This window comes from Pantoea sp. Morm (genome assembly GCF_016643525.1).
Lineage (GTDB): Bacteria > Pseudomonadota > Gammaproteobacteria > Enterobacterales > Enterobacteriaceae > Pantoea > Pantoea dispersa.
This window is the reverse complement of sequence record NZ_VOQX01000165.1, coordinates 1-4,627: the sequence shown is the minus strand read 5'-3', so window position 1 is coordinate 4,627 and position 4,627 is coordinate 1. Positions and strand designations below refer to the sequence as shown.

Here is a 4,627-nt window from a genome sequence, read left to right as displayed (position 1 = left end):
ATTCGTAAGGATTTTGGTAAACGTCCACAAGTTCTGGACATACCTTATCTCCTTTCTATCCAGCTTGACTCGTTCCAGAAGTTTATCGAGCAAGATCCAGAAGGCCAATACGGTCTGGAAGCTGCCTTCCGCTCCGTATTCCCAATCTCAAGCTACAGCGGCAACTCTGAGTTGCAGTATGTCAGCTACCGTTTGGGCGAGCCGGTCTTTGACGTAACTGAATGTCAGATCCGTGGCGTGACCTACTCGGCACCGCTGCGCGTGAAACTGCGTCTGGTGATCTACGAGCGTGAAGCGCCGGAAGGCACCGTAAAAGACATCAAAGAACAAGAAGTGTACATGGGTGAAATTCCACTCATGACCGACAACGGTACCTTTGTTATCAACGGTACTGAGCGTGTTATTGTTTCTCAGCTGCATCGTAGTCCTGGCGTGTTCTTTGACAGCGATAAGGGTAAGACGCACTCGTCTGGTAAAGTGCTGTATAACGCACGTATCATCCCTTACCGTGGTTCATGGCTCGACTTCGAATTCGACCCGAAAGACAACCTCTTCGTCCGTATTGACCGTCGCCGTAAGCTGCCGGCCAGTATCATTCTGCGCGCGCTGCACTACACCACTGAACAAATCCTTGATCTGTTCTTTGATAAAGTGGTGTATGAAATCCGCGATAACAAACTGCAGATGGAACTGGTGCCTGAGCGCCTGCGTGGTGAAACCGCCAGCTTCGATATCGAAGCCAATGGCACGGTCTACGTTGAGAAAGGTCGTCGCATCACTGCGCGACATATTCGCCAGCTGGAAAAAGACGGTATTCAGCACATCGAAGTACCGGTTGAATACATCGCTGGCAAAGTGGTCGCTAAAGACTACGTCGATCTGAACACCGGTGAACTGATCGTTCCTGCGAACATGGAACTTTCTCTGGATCTGCTGGCTAAACTGAGCCAGTCAGGCCACAAACGCATTGAAACGCTGTTCACCAACGACCTGGATCACGGTCCATACATTTCAGAGACCCTGCGTGTTGACCCAACCAACGATCGCCTGAGCGCGCTGGTTGAGATCTACCGTATGATGCGTCCTGGTGAGCCGCCAACGCGCGAAGCTGCAGAGAACCTGTTCGAGAACCTGTTCTTCTCAGAAGATCGTTACGATCTGTCTGCAGTTGGCCGTATGAAGTTCAACCGTTCACTGCTGCGTGATGAAATCGAAGGTTCAGGTATTCTGAGCAAAGACGACATCATCGAAGTGATGAAGAAACTGATCGGCATTCGTAACGGTATTGGCGAAGTCGATGATATCGACCACCTCGGCAACCGTCGTATCCGTTCAGTCGGTGAGATGGCTGAGAACCAGTTCCGTGTGGGTCTGGTGCGTGTTGAGCGTGCTGTTAAAGAGCGTCTGTCTCTGGGCGACCTCGATACCCTGATGCCTCAGGACATGATCAACGCCAAGCCTATTTCGGCGGCGGTGAAAGAGTTCTTCGGTTCAAGCCAGCTGTCCCAGTTTATGGATCAGAACAACCCGTTGTCTGAGATCACGCATAAGCGTCGTATCTCTGCCCTGGGCCCAGGCGGTCTGACGCGTGAGCGTGCAGGCTTCGAAGTGCGTGACGTACACCCAACCCACTACGGTCGTGTGTGCCCAATCGAAACGCCAGAAGGTCCGAACATCGGTCTGATCAACTCCCTTTCTGTTTACGCGCAGACTAACGAATACGGCTTCCTTGAGACTCCGTATCGTCGCGTGGTAGATGGCAAAGTGAGTGATGAAATTCATTACCTCTCTGCAATCGAAGAGGGTAACTACGTTATCGCTCAGGCGAACACCAACCTTGCTGAAGACGGTAGCTTTGTTGACGATCTCGTCACTTGCCGTAGCAAAGGTGAATCAAGCCTGTTCAGTCGTGATCAAGTTGACTACATGGACGTTTCGACCCAACAGGTCGTTTCAGTCGGTGCGTCACTGATTCCATTCCTGGAGCACGATGATGCTAACCGCGCCTTGATGGGTGCGAACATGCAACGTCAGGCAGTACCAACCCTGCGCGCTGATAAGCCGCTGGTCGGTACGGGTATGGAACGCGCAGTAGCGGTTGACTCCGGTGTAACTGCCGTAGCGAAACGTGGCGGTTCCGTTCAGTACGTTGATGCTTCTCGTATCGTTATCAAAGTTAACGAAGATGAGATGTATCCGGGCGAAGCGGGTATCGACATCTACAACCTGACCAAGTACACCCGTTCTAACCAGAACACCTGCATCAACCAGATGCCATGTGTGTCCCTGGGTGAGCCAATCGAACGTGGCGACGTGCTGGCAGATGGCCCGTCTACCGATCTCGGTGAACTGGCGCTGGGTCAGAACATGCGCGTGGCGTTCATGCCATGGAACGGTTACAACTTCGAAGACTCCATCCTCGTTTCTGAGCGTGTTGTCCAGGAAGACCGTTTCACCACTATCCACATCCAGGAACTGGCGTGTGTGTCTCGTGACACCAAGCTGGGGCCAGAAGAGATCACCGCTGACATCCCGAACGTGGGTGAAGCTGCACTCTCCAAACTGGATGAATCCGGTATCGTGTATATCGGTGCGGAAGTGACCGGTGGTGACATTCTGGTCGGTAAAGTGACGCCGAAAGGCGAAACTCAGCTGACGCCAGAAGAGAAACTGCTGCGTGCGATCTTCGGTGAGAAAGCGTCTGACGTTAAAGACTCTTCTCTGCGTGTTCCTAACGGTGTTTCCGGTACGGTTATCGACGTTCAAGTCTTTACTCGCGATGGCGTAGAAAAAGACAAACGTGCGCTGGAAATCGAAGAGATGCAGCTGAAGCAGGCTAAGAAAGACCTGTCTGAAGAACTGCAGATCCTCGAAGCGGGCTTGTTCAGCCGTATTCAGGCGGTACTGATCTCGGGTGGCGTTGAAGCTGAGAAGCTGGACAAACTGCCACGCGAGCGCTGGCTGGAGCTGGGCCTGACTGACGAAGAGAAGCAAAATTCTCTCGAGCAGCTGGCTGAGCAGTATGACGAGCTGAAGCACGAGTTTGAGAAGAAACTCGAAGCTAAGCGTCGCAAAATCACTCAGGGCGATGATCTGGCACCAGGCGTGCTGAAAATCGTGAAAGTGTACCTGGCGGTTAAACGTCAGATCCAGCCTGGTGACAAGATGGCAGGTCGTCACGGTAACAAAGGTGTTATCTCTAAGATCAACCCGATCGAAGATATGCCTTACGATGAGAACGGCACGCCGGTCGACATCGTACTGAACCCGCTGGGCGTACCGTCACGTATGAACATCGGTCAGATCCTGGAAACCCACCTGGGTATGGCGGCTAAAGGCATTGGTGAGAAAATCAATGCGATGCTGAAGAAGCAGGAAGAAGTCGCCAAACTGCGTGAGTTTATCCAGCGTGCTTACGATCTGGGCACCGATGTGCGTCAGAAAGTCGATCTGAACACCTTCACTGACGACGAAGTTCTGCGTCTGGCTGAGAACCTGAAAAAAGGTATGCCAATCGCAACGCCAGTGTTTGATGGTGCGAAAGAGAGCGAGATCAAAGAGCTGCTGCAGCTCGGCGGTCTGCCAGCTTCTGGCCAGATCACTCTGTTCGACGGCCGTACCGGTGAGCAGTTTGAGCGTCAGGTAACCGTAGGTTACATGTACATGCTGAAACTGAACCACCTGGTCGACGACAAGATGCACGCCCGTTCAACTGGCTCGTACAGCCTTGTTACTCAGCAGCCGCTGGGTGGTAAAGCGCAGTTCGGTGGTCAGCGCTTCGGTGAGATGGAAGTGTGGGCACTGGAAGCATACGGTGCTGCTTATACCCTGCAGGAAATGCTGACCGTTAAGTCTGATGACGTGAATGGCCGTACGAAGATGTATAAAAACATCGTCGATGGCAACCATCAGATGGAACCGGGCATGCCGGAATCCTTCAACGTACTGTTGAAAGAGATCCGCTCGCTGGGTATCAACATCGAGCTGGAAGACGAGTAAGCACTCGTAAGTACTGGTTACGGGACGCGCACTTCGGTGGGCGTCCCTGAGAGTTCCACTCCGACGGGAGCTAATCCGTGAAAGACTTACTTAAGTTTCTGAAAGCGCAAACTAAGACCGAAGAGTTTGATGCGATCAAGATCGCTCTGGCTTCGCCAGATATGATCCGTTCATGGTCTTTTGGTGAAGTTAAAAAGCCAGAAACCATTAACTACCGTACCTTCAAGCCGGAGCGTGACGGTCTTTTCTGCGCCCGTATCTTTGGGCCGGTAAAAGATTACGAATGCCTGTGCGGTAAGTACAAGCGTTTAAAACATCGTGGCCTGATCTGTGAGAAGTGTGGCGTTGAAGTTACACAGACCAAAGTCCGTCGTGAGCGCATGGGCCACATTGAACTGGCTTCACCAACTGCGCACATTTGGTTCCTGAAATCACTGCCTTCGCGTATCGGCTTACTGCTGGATATGCCACTGCGTGATATCGAGCGCGTACTGTACTTCGAATCTTATGTTGTGATCGAAGGCGGTATGACCAACCTGGAAAAACGTCAGATTCTGACCGAAGAGCAGTACCTTGATGCGCTGGAAGAGTTCGGTGACGAATTCGACGCGAAGATGGGTGCAGAAGC

The 4,627-nt window shown here is 52.3% G+C and carries 1 protein-coding gene and 1 pseudogene; both read left to right on the top strand.

Features of this window, described 5'->3' with window-relative positions; all coding sequences use genetic code 11:
* A partial coding sequence (rpoB, locus tag FT726_RS26035; protein ID WP_346303715.1) for a DNA-directed RNA polymerase subunit beta occupies nucleotides 1-3,999 on the top strand: 3,999 nt, incomplete at its 5' end.
* 77 nt (nucleotides 4,000-4,076) lie between these two features.
* A pseudogene (locus tag FT726_RS26030) lies at nucleotides 4,077-4,627 on the top strand (DNA-directed RNA polymerase subunit beta'); the annotation flags it as partial.